This window comes from Chromatium okenii, from assembly GCF_002958735.1.
Lineage (GTDB): Bacteria > Pseudomonadota > Gammaproteobacteria > Chromatiales > Chromatiaceae > Chromatium > Chromatium okenii_A.
In genome coordinates this window covers 1-15,273 of sequence record NZ_PPGH01000037.1, presented here as the reverse complement: position 1 = coordinate 15,273, position 15,273 = coordinate 1, and the positions used below count along the sequence as shown (strand labels likewise).

The 15,273-nt window shown below is 46.8% G+C and carries 16 protein-coding genes and 1 pseudogene; 11 read left to right on the top strand and 6 right to left on the bottom strand.

Annotated features, from left to right (window positions below; genetic code table 11):
- Positions 1-125 precede the first annotated feature (125 nt).
- The gene (locus tag CXB77_RS11865; protein ID WP_105074093.1) at positions 126-830 is read right to left on the bottom strand and encodes a DUF3334 family protein; all 705 of its coding nucleotides are present in this window, start codon (positions 828-830) and stop codon (positions 126-128) included.
- Between the two features lie 181 nt (positions 831-1,011).
- Here CXB77_RS11865 and yrfG point away from each other — a divergent pair, with 181 nt between their 5' ends.
- Positions 1,012-1,677, top strand: a complete 666-nt coding sequence (gene yrfG, locus CXB77_RS11860; protein WP_105074092.1) for a GMP/IMP nucleotidase — start codon at positions 1,012-1,014, stop codon at positions 1,675-1,677.
- Positions 1,678-1,703: 26 nt separating this feature from the next.
- Here the strand turns inward: yrfG and soeC are convergent, their stop codons facing one another.
- The 4 genes and pseudogenes from soeC to modD all read right to left on the bottom strand — a co-directional run bounded on the left by soeC (position 1,704) and on the right by modD (position 7,302).
- On the bottom strand, positions 1,704-2,681 hold the full coding sequence (gene soeC, locus CXB77_RS11855; protein WP_105074091.1) for a sulfite dehydrogenase subunit SoeC: 978 nt from the start codon (positions 2,679-2,681) through the stop codon (positions 1,704-1,706).
- A gap of 56 nt (positions 2,682-2,737) precedes the next feature.
- Entirely contained in the window at positions 2,738-3,460 is a 723-nt protein-coding gene (gene soeB / locus CXB77_RS11850; protein ID WP_105074090.1) for a sulfite dehydrogenase subunit SoeB, read from the bottom strand.
- Positions 3,457-6,352 (bottom strand): annotated as a pseudogene (gene soeA / locus CXB77_RS11845) (sulfite dehydrogenase subunit SoeA). The gene soeB and the pseudogene soeA overlap by 4 nt, the downstream one beginning before the upstream one ends.
- A gap of 107 nt (positions 6,353-6,459) precedes the next feature.
- On the bottom strand, positions 6,460-7,302 hold the full coding sequence (gene modD / locus CXB77_RS11840; protein WP_105074089.1) for a ModD protein: 843 nt from the start codon (positions 7,300-7,302) through the stop codon (positions 6,460-6,462).
- 82 nt (positions 7,303-7,384) lie between these two features.
- Between modD and CXB77_RS11835 the strand changes: the two genes are divergently transcribed.
- The 9 genes from CXB77_RS11835 to CXB77_RS11805 all read left to right on the top strand — a co-directional run bounded on the left by CXB77_RS11835 (position 7,385) and on the right by CXB77_RS11805 (position 13,582).
- A complete protein-coding gene (locus CXB77_RS11835) occupies positions 7,385-8,635 on the top strand; it encodes an EAL domain-containing protein (protein ID WP_105074088.1) in 1,251 nt (416 codons plus the stop codon).
- An 80-nt stretch (positions 8,636-8,715) separates the two neighbouring features.
- Positions 8,716-9,609: a hypothetical protein gene (locus tag CXB77_RS11830; RefSeq protein ID WP_105074087.1), complete on the top strand. Its 894-nt coding sequence runs from the start codon at positions 8,716-8,718 to the stop codon at positions 9,607-9,609.
- The gene (locus CXB77_RS11825) at positions 9,593-9,880 is read left to right on the top strand and encodes a hypothetical protein (protein WP_105074086.1); all 288 of its coding nucleotides are present in this window, start codon (positions 9,593-9,595) and stop codon (positions 9,878-9,880) included. Before CXB77_RS11830 ends, CXB77_RS11825 begins: the two co-directional genes overlap by 17 nt.
- Before the next feature lie 519 nt (positions 9,881-10,399).
- A complete protein-coding gene (locus tag CXB77_RS11820) occupies positions 10,400-10,603 on the top strand; it encodes a PAS domain-containing protein (protein ID WP_146108808.1) in 204 nt (67 codons plus the stop codon).
- Between the two features lie 220 nt (positions 10,604-10,823).
- Positions 10,824-10,973 carry a hypothetical protein gene (locus CXB77_RS19760; RefSeq protein WP_172452653.1) on the top strand — a complete coding sequence of 50 codons (150 nt, stop codon included), beginning with the start codon at positions 10,824-10,826 and terminating at the stop codon, positions 10,971-10,973.
- A 504-nt stretch (positions 10,974-11,477) separates the two neighbouring features.
- Positions 11,478-11,711, top strand: a complete 234-nt coding sequence (locus CXB77_RS19755; protein WP_172452652.1) for a hypothetical protein — start codon at positions 11,478-11,480, stop codon at positions 11,709-11,711.
- Complete coding sequence (locus CXB77_RS11815; protein ID WP_347338127.1) at positions 11,602-12,120, top strand: PAS domain-containing protein; 519 nt, start codon at positions 11,602-11,604, stop codon at positions 12,118-12,120. The genes CXB77_RS19755 and CXB77_RS11815 overlap by 110 nt, the downstream gene beginning before the upstream one ends.
- Positions 12,117-12,434, top strand: a complete 318-nt coding sequence (locus tag CXB77_RS11810; protein WP_105074083.1) for a PAS domain S-box protein — start codon at positions 12,117-12,119, stop codon at positions 12,432-12,434. The genes CXB77_RS11815 and CXB77_RS11810 overlap by 4 nt, the downstream gene beginning before the upstream one ends.
- Complete coding sequence (locus CXB77_RS11805; protein ID WP_105074082.1) at positions 12,422-13,582, top strand: response regulator; 1,161 nt, start codon at positions 12,422-12,424, stop codon at positions 13,580-13,582. Before CXB77_RS11810 ends, CXB77_RS11805 begins: the two co-directional genes overlap by 13 nt.
- A 94-nt stretch (positions 13,583-13,676) precedes the next feature.
- Here the strand turns inward: CXB77_RS11805 and lptG are convergent, their stop codons facing one another.
- On the bottom strand, positions 13,677-14,741 hold the full coding sequence (lptG, locus tag CXB77_RS11800) for an LPS export ABC transporter permease LptG (protein WP_105073075.1): 1,065 nt from the start codon (positions 14,739-14,741) through the stop codon (positions 13,677-13,679).
- Between the two features lie 194 nt (positions 14,742-14,935).
- Here lptG and CXB77_RS11795 point away from each other — a divergent pair, with 194 nt between their 5' ends.
- The gene (locus tag CXB77_RS11795; protein WP_105074081.1) at positions 14,936-15,253 is read left to right on the top strand and encodes a M17 family peptidase N-terminal domain-containing protein; all 318 of its coding nucleotides are present in this window, start codon (positions 14,936-14,938) and stop codon (positions 15,251-15,253) included.
- Positions 15,254-15,273: the final 20 nt, after the last annotated feature.

Sequence of the window (15,273 nt, the reverse complement as noted above, 5' to 3'; positions counted from 1 at the left end):
AAATTGATAGTTGCATGATCTGCATTTTATTCATCAAAAAACCTGCGTCACACGACTCTTAATAGTGTGACGCATTTAATAACATTCTGCACCATTCCAATCACTTTAATTCCTGTCTCGTTTTATTATAAACCGAGTGCATCTAAAAAGGCTTGATCTGCTGCTATGGTTGCTAACTGAGCATCCGATACTGCATTAGATTCAGAAATTCCTGCGGCTCCTGCTGTTTGTCGTGCTTGTTCTTCTACAATACGATCAGGATCGGTTTCTTCACGCTCAAAATCATGCAGTTTAATGAAATCAGTCTTATCCATTGCTAATTCCATATAAAAAACATTGCGACTGGTCGTGTTAAAAGTGACACGCCGTGCCTGTGGACGATCCAAATTCGTATCAATACTTACCATCACTTCTTTATTGATAGTGAGCATTTTTGGTTGATTCTGGTTAATACATACTTGTAATTCATGTCCAACATTGCCAGTGAAATCACCTACAATCTGGTTCATTAATTCTCCAAGCATATTCCCAACTTCCTCAGAAGTATGTCGACTGGCTAATTCAGATTCTGGCATTCCCATTGAAATCATATAGGCACGATAAAGCTCCATAGCTGATGCTGCTGAGAAGTTCATAATGACCAACCCAGAAAAACCTCCATCAAACAGTACAAAGCAACCAATATCAGGACGCAGACAAGTACGGGTAATGCGCTGTACCATTGCGGAATAGCTAATCGGCGTTTTTGTTGCTGCAGTCAGCACCTTGCGTACTGAATTACACAACATCACTAAAATATCATCGGTCGTTATCGTTTTTGTCTTTGCCACGGTTATCAATCCCAATACATCAAATAATCACAAAGACTGTTTGTTCTAGTGTGAAAGTACAACACCAGCAACATTAACAGCCACTACTGAACAAAGGTTGTTCGCTAATTTCGTCTTATACTGTAACATGCTATTAAGTAATGAACAGCAGATTTTAAAATTAAATACAGGAAAAATAACAATGAGCCTCAATTGGAAAGAAATAGACAGCGTATTTTTAGATTTAGATGGCACTCTTCTTGATCTTCATTTTGATAATCACTTTTGGTTGGAACACGTACCGCTGCGTTATTCTGAAAAGCGTGGGTTATCAATAGCGGAGGCAAAAGCTGAACTCTTTTCTCGTTATCGTGCAATTGAAGGCACATTGGAGTGGTATTGCGTTGAGCATTGGAGTCGTGAATTAGATTTAAACATTGTTCAACTTAAACGGGAAGTAGCACATTTGATCGCAGTACATCCACATGTCATTGATTTTTTAGAAGCAGTGGTCACGCTCAGTAAACGGCTTGTTCTTGTCACTAATGCACATCAACACTCACTTAAATTGAAACTTGAGCGCACTGCATTGGGCGGTTATTTTGATCGCATCATCTCAGCACATGACCTAAAAACTGCTAAGGAATCGCCAACATTTTGGTCGCATTTTCAGGCAATTGAACCTTTTGATCCTCAACGCACACTATTTATTGATGACAATTTAAACGTTTTATATCAAGCGCAACGCTTTGGTATTCGTTGGCTCGTTGCAGCAATGACACCAGATTCTACTACGGTACGCCGTCATATCAATCATGAGTTTTTAGCAATTGGCGATTTTTCAGAATTGTTGCCGATGTCATTATGACACCGGCAAGCCTGTCATCTCATTGCTCAAGCAACAGATTGGTAATACAAGTTTTGTGGATGTTTTGCTTCCGCAAAAAATGACCAACGTTCTGCAATCAAACCAAAATACTGAATGATAAATGCGAGAATGGGTAGTGTGGGTGAAGCAGTGATGTAAGCCGCACCAATGAGTACAATTGGAATCGGAAAGACCACAATTAAAAAGATGCGGCGCATCATTTCAATCGTAGACTGACTTTGACCATGAAAAAACTCACGGGTATTGAAACTGCCACCAGTCGCTCCCTGTGCTTTTTGAGCAATCGCAGTATGACGAATACCAATTGCAGTCTGAACACTGCTTCTATGTTTAAGTTTGGCATTGCGAATTAAATGTGCAGCGCGTGATGCCAATCCAGCAAGCGTAAGAATTACTGCCCAAGTGCCAAAAAAAGTAACGAGCGGATTGCCGATATACGCTGAATAAGCGGCAGCAAGCATGAAGCCAGAAGCTGCCCCTAAAAAGAGAAAATTAGCTACAGTTAATGGTGTATGCCATTCTTGAATAAAACGAACACCACCATAAACCATTGCAGTGCACACAAAAAGCGCAAAACTGGCAATTGTTCCCATTAAACCGAGCAGCAGCGTCGCATCGACTTTTAACAATTCGCCAACCTGAAATAATGGCATTGTCCAGCCCAACCAATGCACTGCGCCATACGCAAATACCAGTGCCATGACAATTGGTAATACAATCACTTCCCGTGCTAGCCATGAAGTGCGCCATTTAGTTGCTGCTCGCCAAGCGCGTTCGGGATGACCAAGATGAAAGAATGAAGCCAATAGCCCGACAATCAGTAATATCAACGCTACTAAACTGCCGATAGCATAAAATTGATCGACTTGCGTCGGTAAAAAGCGGGCAATGGCGTAGAGTTGACCTGTGACCAGTGCGAGAAATAATCCCTGACCAGCACCGATCAGCGTGGTTAAAAAGATGACAGAAAAAGCAGGGTGCATGAATTGAATTCCAAAATGAGTGATCAATAAATAGTGGCGAAATAACCGCCTGCTTTTTACCAAGCCACGTCGTCAAGTGTTTCTTCACCAGTGTAATCGGTGAGGTCTTCTTTACGCAGAGGGTTGTCAATACGAGTGAGTTCATCAGGGTCAATATGCAGCACGATTTTACGGCGTGGCAAATAATGATTTGATGGTTGAGTTCCCCATTCCGGCATCAATTGATAACCGCCGCGTTCACGAATAGCAATGGACACTGCGGAATCAGGATCATGAACATCACCAAAGAGCCGAGCACTTGCTGGACATGCCAATACGCAAGAGGGTTTGCGATCCCGGTCGGAGAGTTTGGCGTCGGCAATACGATCAATGCACAATGTGCATTTTTTCATTACCCGTTGCAGTTCATCTAATTCCCGCGCACCGTATGGACAAGCCCATGAACAGTATTTGCAGCCAATACATTTGTCATAATCAACCAATACGACGCCATTGTCTGGGCGTTTATACGATGCGCCAGTTGGACACACCGGAACACAGGGCGGTTCTTCACAATGTAGGCAGCTTTTGGGGAAATGTACCGTTTCGGTTTGCGGAAATTTTCCGACTTCAAAAGTCTGTACGCGATTAAAAAAAGTGCCAGTTGGCGAACCATCGTAAGGGTTTTGATCGGCTAATGGACCAGCCCAACCAGACGTATTCCATTCTTTACATGAAGTCACGCAGGCATGGCAGCCAACGCAGACATTAAGGTCAATGACGAGAGCGAGTTGAGTCATGATTTTTTCCCGAAAATACCAGCCATATAAGCCTGCCATTTACCACGCGGTTTATCTTGTCCCGGCAGACGTTTCATCGGTGCAAATTGCGGTGAACTCACTTGCTCCTCACCATCGGCGGCTTTATAAACCCGCACCCGCACATCAAACCACGCGGCTTGCCCCGTGACTGGATCAGAATTCGACAGATGTTCGCCCGCATCGCATGGCGGTAATTCTCAGAAATCACATGGTTAAGCAAAAAGCCCTTGCGTGCTTCATCGGCATTTGCGCCCAATCCCCAAGCGCCCGCTGCCTTGCCAATCGCGTTCCACGTCCACACCGTGCCCGGCTCAACTGCCTCAGAAAACCGGCACATACAGCGCACCCGACCGTGCGGCGATTCCACCCAAATCCAATCGCCATCGCCAAAACCGTTCGCTAAACCGACACCCGGGTTTACAAACAAATAGTTATGGCTGTGAATCTGCGCAGCCACGCATTTTGGCTGTCCCAACTGTGATACATCGCCATCGGGCGCTGCGTCAGTGCGTTGAGCGGATAACGCCGAGGATCAGTGACTTGCATCTCCAGCGGATCGTAAAAGAACGGCAGCGGATCAAAATAGGTTTCAACGCGCTGGCGCAACCGTTCCGGCGGTTGGCGACCGGGCCATTTACCTGCGCGGCGAGCCGGAATTTTTGCAGCACTTCGGAATAGAGATGCAGCGTAATGGGTTCGGCATAACGAATCATGCCGTGTGCTCGCGCCCAATGTAAATAACCCTTATTCCAATTGCGCATGTATTGATAACTGCGCGGCAATTCGTGATGAAATACGCAACCATTTGTGCGTACATTTCCCATTGCCGAGGATTCGGTTCGCCTTTTAAAAACTTCTCGCCAGATTTGCCGCGCCAGCCTGCTAAAAAGCCAATGCCTGAACCGGGCGATGTTTCATAGTTGACGATTAAATCTGGGTAATCACGGTATTTGCGACTGCCGTCAGCATTGGTAAATGCCGGTAGTTTTAACCGTGAACCCAATTCAACCAATACTTCCTGAAAGGGTTTGCATTCGCCTTTTGGTGGCAGAATTGGAATGCGCACTGCATCGACGGACCATCAAACTCTGAAATCGGGCGATCCAGCATTGACAGCGCATCATGGCGTTCTAAATAACTGGTGTCTGGCAATACCAAATCCGCAAATGCAACGGTTTCCGATGCAAAGGTATCGCATACCACGAGAAATGGGATTTTGTATTCACCATTTGGTTGTTTGTCTACCAGCATCTTGCGCACTTCGCCGGTATTCATTGACGAATTCCACGCCATATTTGCCATGAATAACAGCAGCGTGTCAATTGGATAGGGATCGCCGCGCCACGCATTCGTGATGACGTTGTGCATTAGCCCGTGCACTGATAGCGGATATTCCCACGAAAAGGCTTTATCAATGCGTACTGCCTCGCCATTGCTATCCACAAATAAATCTTCTGGTTTAGCCGGCCAGCCCAGCGGCATTCCATCCAATGGCGTATTCGGTTGCACTGCTTCTGGTCCATGCGGCGGTTTAGGGCATGGCGGAATAGGACGCGGATATGGTGCTTTATGGCGAAAACCACCGGGGCGATCAATTGTTCCCAAAATGGTCATTAATACGCCCAATGCGCGAATGGTTTGAAAACCATTGGAATGTGCGGCCATGCCGCGCATTGCATGAAAAGCGACGGGATTGCCGGTGACTGAACTATGTTCATTATCCCAGCAATCTGTCCACGGAATTGGCAATTCGATTTTTTGATCGCGGGCGGTGACGCCCATTTCGTGCGCCAGCCGCCGAATGGTTTCTGCGGGAATGCCGGTGATTGGCGCTGCCCACTCTGGCGTGTATTGCTCGACGCGCTCTTTCAATAATTGAAATGCGGGTTTTACGGGTGTGCCATCATCAAGCGTATAGCTGCCCATTAAACGTGGATCAGCGCCCGGCGTGTGGGTACTGATAGGAATGTTTAATTCACGATCCCACCACAGTTTGTTTTGTGGATCAAAACAACCTTCTTCAATGTGCATTTCAGCGCGATAAAATAAACCGTGATTATCGCGTTCGGGGTCGTCAATGACCAATTCAGCAGAATTGGTGTACTGAATTAAAAACTCACGGTCGTAAAGACCCTGTTTAATAATCTCATTGGTAATCGCCAACAGCAATGCGCCATCTGTGCCGGGTTTAATTGGTATCCATTCATCAGCAATTGCGGAATATCCGGTGCGAATTGGATTGACGGAAATGAAGCGACCGCCGCGCCGTTTGAATGCAGCAATATCAATTTTAAGCGGATTGGAATGATGATCTTCGGCAGTGCCAATCATTACAAAGAGTTTGGCGCGTTCTAAATCGGGACCGCCGAATTCCCAGAATGAACCGCCGATGGTGTAAATCAATCCAGCAGCCATATTGACTGAGCAGAAACCGCCGTGCGCAGCGTAATTCGGTGTGCCGAATTGTTTGGCAAACATGCCAGTTAATGCTTGCATTTGATCGCGGCCAGTAAATAACGCGAACTTTTTTGGGTCTTCAGCGCGAAGTTTACTGAGTCGTTCAGTGAGCATTCCGAATGCTTCTTCCCATGAAATAACTTCAAATTCACTGCTGCCACGTTCTGCGCCAGCTTTACGCCGCAGCGGTTGCGTAATTCGCCCCGGTGAATACTGTTTCATAATTCCCGAACTGCCTTTGGCGCAAATGACGCCTTTATTCAATGGGTGATTCGGGTTGCCGTCGATATAGCGCACTTCGCCGTCGCGCAGGTGTACGCGAATCCCGCAGCGACAGGCGCACATATAACAAGTGGTTTCCTTGACCTCGACGCGGCCAATTTGACTGTCCGAGTGAGCAACTGGGTCTTGCATGGAATAACCACCTTTAATGAAATCTTGACGAAATAAGGGACGCATTCTAAGCATCAAACAACGGCAGTTTCAAACATACACCGTTTTTGAACGCCTGTTGCAGTGCATCAATTCGCCAATCCAAAGCGCACCTGCACATCACGCGGCGGCGCTAAATGCGGCGCAGTGGTAATCAGGAGATGCGCTCCAGCGCGGGCGTAATCTTCAGCATTATGAACGTGGATGCCACCAGCGGCAGCGAGTACAGCCTGAGAACCCAGCGCTGCGCGTACTTCTTCAACACCCTGAACAGTAAACTTTTCTAATTGCAGCACGTCCGCATTTGCCCACAGCAGCGCTTCTTCCAACGTCGCTACTTCGACGACAATCCGCTTTTCTGGACACTGCCGCCGCAGTCGTGCGAGCGTGGCTGCGGGACATTCTGCACCGAGAAATAGCCGATGCTCGGCGAAAATCAACAGCGTTTCCGAGAGTCCATTGCGGTGCATCACTGCGCCGCCAGCGCGAAAGGCTTTCGATGCAAGACGCCGATTGCCGGGAACATTTTTGCGCGTTCCTGCCACCATCGCCGACGCATCACCGCGTCGTGCAGCAGCGACAATGCCCGCCGCACTGCTCGCCACGCCCGAACACCATTCCACCAAGGTTTGTGCGGTTTTCCAGCCACGATGCAACGCGCCAGCACTGCCCTGCGCTTCCAATAACAGCGTTTCCGTCGGCGCGGCAGTACCAGAAGGAACGCAAAGATGCGCCTTCGTACCGCACAATTGGAACATCCGCACTGCTTCCTCAGTCCCGCACACCACCATCGGATCGCGGGCGAAAAAACGAATTTGTCCCGAACAGGCAGCAATCCCAAGCGAATCAGTGGTCAAATCGCCAAAAGGCACATCTTCGGCGAGTAGTTGATGCAATTCATGGTCACTGAGAATAGAAGGAGTGTGGTTCATAATTGAGTTTTCAGTTGTCAGTTAATTGTGGCGGTTATCAACGCCGATAGCACTTCAATCCAACCAATAGAGTACGAATTTAATGCACATTCTTTATCTTGATGATGATCCTCGCATGGAATCCACTTTGCGGCGCATTGTACGACGCCATGGTCATTCCTTTGAGTTCTGCACCTCTATTCAAACCTGCAAAATAGCAGTATTGGCACTAACCCCCGATTTGTTACTGCTTGATCTTGGGCTGGGACAGGAAAGCGGACTAGATTTAATTGAATGGCTGGCGATAACTAAACAGCGCATTCCCGTCGCTTTTTTATCTGGCTATGGCGATGATCTTTTAGATACTGCGCAACGTATCGCCAAAGCACGCGGAATTGAAGTACGTGGTTTGGTATCTAAAGCACTATTAGCCAACGATTTGATGCCATTACTTAATCCACATCAACCATTACAACCATTACAACCATTACAACCACTGCATTCGCCATCAATCGCTCCAAATTATACTGCATTGTCACATTCGGAAGTACACAATCCACCATTCGATGCAGAATTATTGGCTGAACGGCTTAAAGCTGGAGCGTTGGAGCCATTTTTTCAGCCCATTATTTCGTTGGTTGATGGCCGACCTTGCGGAGCAGAAGTGCTGGCACGACTGCGATTAGCAGACGGCTCGTTATTGGCAGCACGGGATTTTATTCCACTGGCAGAAACCGCCAATTTAATTGATCCTCTCACCCAAGATTTATTCAACAAAATTATCCTACTGCGTGAACGGTTACAACCGCTAGACCTCAATTTTCTATCGGTAAATTTATCACATTTTACCATTGAAGAACCGCAAGCAATTGAACTATTGCAAACACTGGTGACGGGACTAGATGGCTGCTGTAGGGTGCAGGTTGAAATTACTGAAACTTGGGCGCGGAATGATCGCCAAGTATTACGCGATTTTGCGGCACGAGCACAATTGATGGGCGCATCGCTAGCCATTGATGATTTTGGCACTGGTTATGCGTCATTGCGCAATTTAGCAGAATTGCCATTTAATTTTCTGAAAATTGATTTGAGTTTTGTTTCAGAAATGTTTGATTCAATTAAAGCCATGACGGTATTGATGGCCGTGATCAGTTTTGGACAGCGCCTTGGTCTTAAACTCATTGCGGAAGGAGTCGAAACTGAAGCGCAACGTGATTTATTATTTCGTGCCGGATTAGATTTAGCGCAGGGTTATCTCTTTGGACGCCCGGGCAGTATTGATCTACTTGAGGAATTGTGTTCACAATCACAGTTTTATCTTGATAATGGTGTTATTTTGCACAGTTTAAAATAACGCCATTGCGATCACGCTGGCGTATCATCAAATCACTAGATCGTTATATCACATTTCAATTTTTTAGGTGAAAAGCTGTTATGCCAATACCACAACTTTCCAACCATTTGTATCTTAAAAAGATTCTGTTCACTGTATTGCTGGCAGTGGCAGCAATCGCCGGTAATGTGCTGCATCTTTCACTCTTTTTTGGCGTTGATCTGTTATTCGGATCAATTGCTGCGTTATTGGCACTGGTTTGGTTGGGTAGAGCTTCCGGTATTTTAGTTGCCGCAGCAGGCGGAGCCTATACTTTATTGCTCTGGGATCATCCCTATGCGCTATTGATTTTTGTTGCAGAAGCTGCCGTTGTGGGCGGGCAACGTGAATGGGCACGGCGACGCGGACGCCCTTTGCTACCGCTGGCGCTTGCTGATGCGTTGTATTGGTTACTCATTGGTATTCCGCTAGTTATTCTGTGTTATCGCGTCGGATTAGAAATGAACTGGTCACAAACATTATTAGTGGTATTCAAACAGTCACTCAACGGCATTTTCAATGCAGCAATTGTTAGTCTATTTATATTATTTGTGGCGCTGGTGCGACGACCACAGGGTGGAATGCGCATTTCTGAATTACATTTTTCCAGCCTGTTATTCGCTACGCTATTACCGGGATTGTTAATTTCCAGTTGGAATAGCCAGCGTTATGGCGTTGAAATTGAAAGTCGGCTCGGTGAACGCTTGCAGTTATTCGCGCAATTAACGCTACAGGAACTTGATAAATACGCTGCGAATGCACACCCAGAATTATTAGATGCTGAAATCAAAATGCTTATACAGATTTACAATTCCAGCCTATTAAAAAATGCAGATTTGCAAATGTATATCACCACTGCCCAAATGCCGCCGCCATATCCAATTGATAGTGTGATGCGTTTACATCAAGCAGTACCAAAAGATGGAGTTGATTCACGGAATGGAACGCTATCGTGAAGGGCGTTATGACATTGCTGTGCCATACCCAAAAACTGGTGGCGCATTGGTAATGTCAGTAATTGCGCCAATCATTGACCGTGTGCAAACTGAAGTACGATACACATTGGCGTTATTGATGGCGCTAACGCTGTTGGCATTATTAGTTGCGCAAATCGGCAGTCGTCATTTGGCGTTATTACTACAACGTTTAGTCATTAGTGCGCGGGCGCTGCCAGTGGCAATCCGCGATCAAATTTCGTGGATTGCGCCACCCAAGTTTTTTTGTTGAAATGAATCAATTAGCTGATACGCTCACTATCATCGGTAACGCATTAACCATAAATTTTCGCTTACTTAATATCGAACGCACCAACTTCCGCGCTTTTTTTGAGAGTATGGATGATAATTTTTGTGACTACATTAAACGGGCAAATTCTCGATATTAATCCTGCGGTGAAAGTAAATTAGGTTATTCAGTAACCGAATTAGTTGGCAAATCTATTTCGTTAATTCATCCCGCAGATTTTTTGAAGCCAGTGATGAACTGTGAGCGAATGCGCAATGGTTTAACCAATACTACAACCGACCGCTGTTAATGAAAAACGGTGAACAATACCTGCAACGGCGCGAGTATGGCGTGGACATTGGAATGGTCAAGAATGCTTTTTTGAATTAGTAAAGATCAAACTGCGGAATTGGCAGCGCGAGCTGCATTAAGTCGTGAGCGAGATTTATTTTCTGCAGGACCAGTGTTTACCATTACTTGGGATGTCGCAGAACACTGGCCGGTAATCAAGTCTCGAATAACGTGACTGATATTCTTGGCTATACGCCAGCAGAAATGCTAGATGCCGATTTCCGTTACGCAGATATCATTCATCCTGATGATTTAAAAACAGTAGTTGATGAAATTAATTGGTATATTAAATATCGCGCGACACCTTTGAGCAATCCTATCGCCTGCGTTTGTATTCTGGTGAATACCGTTGGTTTTACGATTTTACGCACTTGATGCGCGATGCTAAGGTCAACTTAATGAAATTCGTGGTTATCTTTTTGATCAAAGTCATTTGAAAGAAGCGCAGTTGGCGTTAATTCAGAGCGCCAGCGACTCGTCAATGTGATTAACGGCACACAGTTGGGTACTTGGGAATGGAACATTGCTACTGGTGAAGTGACAATTAATGAGTATTGGGCAAAATTTGCGGCTATACCGTAGCTGAATTAGAACCGTGTCTTATGCCACTTGGCAGCAATTAGCACATCCAAAGAATTGGCGCGTTGTGAGGAGAACTGAAAATACATTTGGCTATCCCAATCATCGCTATTCGTGTGAGTTACGAATGCGCCATAAAGATGGTTATTGGGTGGGTACTTTCTGAAGGGAGCGTGGTCATCACGATGCGAATAACCAACCACAAATTATGGCGGTACGCATACTAACATTAATGAACGTAAACATGCGAAATCCAACTTCGTCGCCGCGAATTTCTCGATCATTTATTAGTGGAGCTGGCTGGTGAACTGGTTAATTTAACGCCAACACTTGGTATTATACGGTTATTGAACGCGCATTAGGGCGGCTGGGGCATCATTTGATCGTACCTTTTTTTGCAAAATTGATCATATACCAATACCGTTAGCAAAACCCACGAATGGACGGCAGAAGGTGTTATTCCGCTGCGTGATCAATGTCAGTGTATTGCAATTGATCGTTTCTTACATCGTAAATCGCTGCGTCGTAATGAAGCTGTGATGATTCCACAAATTGTAGACCTGAATAGAAATTGGCAGGAAGAATGCTCGTTTTCGTTGCTCAGGATACGCAATCATTGTTATTTATGCCGGTCATGGATGGCGGTCGTTTAATCGGCTTTTTGGATTAGATGCAGTACGTTGCCATCATTTACGAAAATAAAGTTGAATTTATGCGGGTATATGCCAATTTGCTGGCCAGCACTTTTCAACGTGAAGGCACTTATGAATCGTTGCGTGATAGCGTGGTGCGTTATGACTTACTTGCGCAGCAAACGCGCTCAATTGCATGGGAAGTCAATGCTGAAGGTCAATTCACTTATCAGTCCTTTAGTGGAATCTATTTTGGGTTATCGCCCAGATGAATTGATTGGTAAACAGCATTTTTATGATCTCTCTCAGAAGCGGAACGCGAGGCATTTAAAGCACAAGCATTTGAAGTATTTGCGCGTCAGGCTGTTTCAAGATTTGGTTAATGTGGCACAACACCGCAATGGGCAACGGGTTTGGCTGCTCACGCACGGTCAACCGTTTTTTGATGCGAATGGCACATTGCTCGGTTATCGCGGCGCAGATCAAGACGTTACTGCTTGGCAAGAAGCCTTATCGCGGCTCGCTGCAAGTGAGCAGCGGTTTCGGATTGTGTTTGACCATGCGCCGCTGGGCATTGCCATTCCTGATGCCAAACGGCGTTTTATTTACATCAATCACGCTTACGCCAAACTGTTGGGGCGTGACGTGAGGCGCTGCTGGGACAGTGTCTTGACGGCATGATTCATCCCGATGATCGCCTGAAATTGCAACACTTTTTGCGGAATTGGCATCGGGAAAACGCACCAATTATCAGGTCAATCGGCGTTATCTGCGCCAATGGCGAAGTGGTGTGGGGAGATGTGCGGGTCACGATGATTCCGGGTTTGGATGGAGATAGCGCTGCCGTGTCGATGGTGGAAGACATCACCGAACGTCTTGCGGCGCAGGAACACAATCAACGACTGCAACACGATCTCGACGCTGCCCGCGAACGCGCCACATTGGACATCTTGCCAGCGGAATTTCCCATGATTTCAATAATTTGCTGGGCGTAATCGACGCAAATCTGCTTTATCTCAGCGAGGGCATCAACAGAACTGCTGATCCAGAAATTGCTGAAGTGCTGGAGGAAACGCAAAGCGCACTTGGTCACGCCAAAGTCATCACCGCCGGAATGCTGTCACTGAGTCGCGCTGGGGGCATTCAATGCGAACGGGTGGAATTGCGCGTTGTATTTGATGAATTAATTGGGATTTTGCGCCACCTGTTACGCGCATTATTGATGCGCAATTCGATGTTGCTGCCGATCTCACGCTTCAGTAACGCTGCGTTTTTACAGTCTGCGTTGCTCAATCTGGTGCTCAACGCCCGCGACGCGATGCCCGACGGCGGTCAACTCAAATTAACCGCCAGCGCCCAACCGACTGCGCCGGAATCGCCACCGCGTTTAGGTATTGCGCCGATTGGCGCTCACGTTGCCATTTGCATCAGCGACACCGGTCACGGAATGCGCCCGGAGACGCTGGAACGGATTTTTGAACCGCTGTTTTCGACCAAAGCCAAGCAACGCGGTCACGGGCTGGGACTATTTATGGTGCAGGAATTTGTCATTCGCAGCGGCGCAGCATTGACAGTGGATTCGCGGCTGGGTGAAGGCACGGAATTTCGTCTGCTGCTGCCCGGCGCAACAGAATTGCCGGATGACGCAGAGGATTTAAACGCGATGCTGTCGATGTCAATAAACAAGGTGCAACGAGTGTTATTGGTCGATGACGATCCACGAATACGCGAAGCAATTGGACGGTTATTGACTGCGCAGGGCTGGCGGTTTTGCACGGCGGAACATGGTGCAGATGCGTTGCAACTTCTCAGCGCAGATAGCAATTTTGATTTCGTATTATCAGACATCGCCATGCCCATTATGGATGGCTTTAGTTTGTTTGAAAAAATGGCGAAAGAGCATCCGCAATTGCCGGTAATTTTAATGAGCGGTCAGGATTTACAACCAGACTGTCATATCGACTGCAAACACCATCACGCGCATTGTCCATCAGTATTGCGTAAACCATTGGACATGCAGCAATTACTGCATACCGTTGAATTGGTCTGTGCGGATGCACTGCCACGTTGTCAGCCGCATTGCGTTTTCAAATCAGAAACCGTAAGTTGGGTTGATGCAATCAACCCAATTTTAACGCATTAAAAAACATCTCTTTTGCGCAGATGCTGTCATTCAATCATTGCGATGTTGATCTGAATTGTTGGGTTGCCAACAGCGGCAACCCAACCTACGACTATTATCCCAACCGACGCAGTAATAATAATGCGCTAGAAATAAATAACAGTGGCGGAATAATCGCTGCAAGAACGGGATTCATTCCAAACAGCAGAGCTAAATAAGCAAAGGTACGGCTAATCAAATAATAGAGAATGCCGATTAAAATGCCGACAAATAACCGCCAACCCATGCCGCTGCTGCGCGATGAACCAAGTAATAACGGTGTTGCCAGTAAAATCATGGATAACATCAAAAACGGATAAACCACTTTAGCCCAAAACACTACTTCATAAGCGCCAGCATCCTGTTTATTAATTGCCATAAACCGAATATAACGGTATAAACTCCACGCTGGCAGTAAATGCGGATTTGCAATTACGATTTTAAGTAATCCCGGATCAAGCAACGAATCCCAACCCGTTTGTGCAATGCGCTCTACTTGCACACCGCCGTCACTAATTCGACTGCGGACAATGTCTTCTAATATCCAATGTGCATTCCGATAACGTGCTGCGCTGGCGTGAGTTTCAATCAACGTTTCTGTCGCTGCATCGAATTGATAAATGAAAATATCGCGTAAATCAGCGCCTGATTGAATTTCGCGGATGTTGACATAAGCACCTTCATCAATCGCCCAAAAACCATCGAGCGTTTGCTGCGCAATTTCTCCCGATAAGGCTTGGCGCCGCAATTGCACTCCGCGTTGTTCTGTCATTGGCGCAATGACTTCGCCGAGCACCAGCGCCAGCACGACTAATAACACGCCGCCGCGCAATCCGGCGAATACGATTTGCCACACTGATAATCCCGCAGCACGCATGGCGACCAATTCAGAGCGATTGGCTAATGCACCCAATCCAATTAACGCGCCAATTAATGTGGCAATTGGAAAAATCTGATAGGCGTAACGCGGTAAACTCAGCACCATAAAGAGCAGCGCATCCGTTAATTGGTAATTGGCAGTGCCAATGTTGTCTAAATCATCAGCAAGAATCACCACGCCTAATAGCGGCAGCAAAATGCCGAGCGTCAGTAAGGTGCCGCCAATCACTGCCCACGCGAGATAACGATCAATCAGGCGCATGTGTATTCAGGTCTGTTATTTGCCAAAGTGTTCAATCATCCTATCACTATCACGCCAACCGGCTGATGTTCCAACTTTGTGTGTGATTTCAACGTTTATTTGAGGAATGCTGACCATGAAAATGACTTTACGCACCGGCGCACTGGCAACCCAGACCGCCTTGCCTTGTTCTCAGTGTTTTTGCGCAGGAGCCATTGAGCGGCGCAGCGGCAGATATTGATCGCGCCAGCAATGGGCGATTGAAGGCGTTGTGGGAAAAGGGCGATCTGAGCGGTGAAACGGGGCGCACGCTGCTGTTGTATGACGTGCCCGGCGTGACTGCCGAGCGGATATTGTTGATGGATTTCGGTAAATCATCAGCGTTGACGCGGGCGAATTACCGCAAAACGCTCGCCGCTGCGATCAACGCGATTCAGCAAATGCACGCGGGTGAAGCAGTGCTGGCGCTGCCGGATCTTGCCGGACGGCATGGATGCGTATCTGGCGCAGCGCGAGGCGGTGATGATCGCTGAAGAGCGGATTTATCGTTATA